The organism is Alkalitalea saponilacus, from assembly GCF_900168165.1.
GTDB classification, from domain to species: domain Bacteria; phylum Bacteroidota; class Bacteroidia; order Bacteroidales; family Marinilabiliaceae; genus Natronoflexus; species Natronoflexus saponilacus.
In genome coordinates this window covers 1-2,022 of record NZ_FUYV01000065.1, presented here as the reverse complement: position 1 = coordinate 2,022, position 2,022 = coordinate 1, and the positions used below count along the sequence as shown (strand labels likewise).

Annotated in this window: 1 protein-coding gene; it reads right to left on the bottom strand. The window is 32.8% G+C overall.

What is annotated here, in order from left to right:
- Positions 1-223 precede the first annotated feature (223 nt).
- Positions 224-1,723, bottom strand: coding sequence for an energy transducer TonB (locus B5X70_RS17595; RefSeq protein WP_079559211.1), 1,500 nt, complete (start codon positions 1,721-1,723; stop codon positions 224-226).
- Between the last annotated feature and the right edge of the window lie 299 nt (positions 1,724-2,022).

The following is a 2,022-nucleotide window of genomic DNA, read 5'->3' as shown; positions in this document are numbered from 1 at the left end:
TTTTAACTATTCTCAATTATGTTTTCAGCGTCTAAGTCTTAAAAGGCAATAGGTTAACAGGGTTGTTTTCTTTTTCGTCGGATTACATACAACGTTTACGTGTATGAGTAGTGGCGGATTACGGACACTTTCCTGTCAAGTTACGATGAACTTGATGCGAGGTAGAACGCTTGAATACGCTACAGCCCCCGCCATTACTTATACACGATGTTGGTGGTAGTTATTAAATTTCATCAAGTAATTCTTTAAAATCTAACTCCTCTACTTTTTGATAATTAATTTCAATGTGTTGATTATTTGCTTTTTCTTTTACAACACCCAGAAAAACTCCATTTGCGTCTTGGCGGATTCCTATAACTATTATTTCTTGGTCTTGAGGCAAGCCCAAAAAGCTTCGTGTCATATTCTTGGAGTCAAGCATTTGAGCAGCAACAATAGAACGCTTATTATTGAAAACAGCAATTATTGTTTCATACTTTGACGAAACACTCACAAAAATATTTTTATTATTATTGTAATTTATCCATCTACCACAATTAATCCAATACATTTTACTTGTCCACAAATAATAATCAGTCATATTTTCTTTTTCTTTCGTTGAAGCAGGAGCTATAAGACTAGTGTCATAATCAATCAACCTTCCCATTTCTTCATATGTCATGATTCTATTTGTACTATCAATTTTCACAACCTCATTACCTTCTAGATATGGAAGTTGGAATACAATCGGAATAGTATATGCAACAGGCGGAAATTTACCTCTAGAAAGTGCTGTGCTCCAATTTGGCATAGATTTAACAACACGATATGCTTCATAGTCTAAAGAAGGAGAAACTCCCCTAACAATTCTAATGTTTTGAACACTTCCACATAATTCAACATCAAATCGCACAATAACTTTTCCTTGTACCTGTGCTTCATATGCTTGAATTGGATATTTTGTATTTTTTCTTAAAAAAAAACGTAAACCTTCTACACCACCTCTAAATTCAGGCATATACTCAAATATACTAACTTGTTCCACACCTGTAAAAGATTCGGCTCCGACTACTATAATTCCGCTTGCATACGATGAATCAATCCAATTAATCTCACTTTTTTTTTCACCGGAGAAAATCTGCATACTTTCATATGGAGCTATGTTCTTGAAACACAACCCAAGTTTTTTATTTGGTGCTAGTTGACATCGTTTTCCATTTACAAAAGCTTCAACATAAAGAATGCCTCCTGTCTCTAGAGTAAGACCATAAGACGTTGTTGTCAAATTAGCTTTTATTATATCATTAAGTTTATAATATTCCGTCACTTTTAGTTCAACATTTCCATTAGAAACTAATTCTTCAGGTATTGCAAAACTTTCCTTTGGGATTTTTATTCTTGTCCCTTCAGCACAAATAATTATAGTGTCTGCAAAATTATTAATTAAAAATATTTGTGGTTCTTTATAAATTGGAACAATTGCCTTTTGACTATTAACACCAATAATTTCTAGCTCCTGATTCATTTTTTGATTTGGAACAATACTTTTAACTTCCCCAGAACTTTGATTAGCAAATGAAACACTAGGTTCACCCCTCGATGATTTTGTTAAAAAGGTTTCAATTTCTTTTTGTGGCTCATCATTTATTTGGCAGTTATCAGATGGATAGAAAACTTTTAATCCTTGCGCTTTTATTGAAATGAATAAAAGCAGAATCGCAAAAAGCAGAAAGTTTCTTTTCATTATTTTTTAATTTATAATTGCTTTCTTCACAATAGATTATTTATAGTTATTCCATAACCAAGTTGTAAGTTGCACAAATTCAGTATATTTCCTCTAATAAATTCTGACTAACGTAAAATGATATGTGTTTTATTCTAATTTTATTCACTTTTCTGACCATTCAATTACGTTAGCTTAAGTAGTCTATGTCTCTGGTATAGGGTGAATATCGGGTAGCTTACGCCCCCTAAGAACTGCGCATGATAGTTTCCCATCACGCAGCTCGGGCATTTCTAAAAGTGTCTTGATAAATACACTCC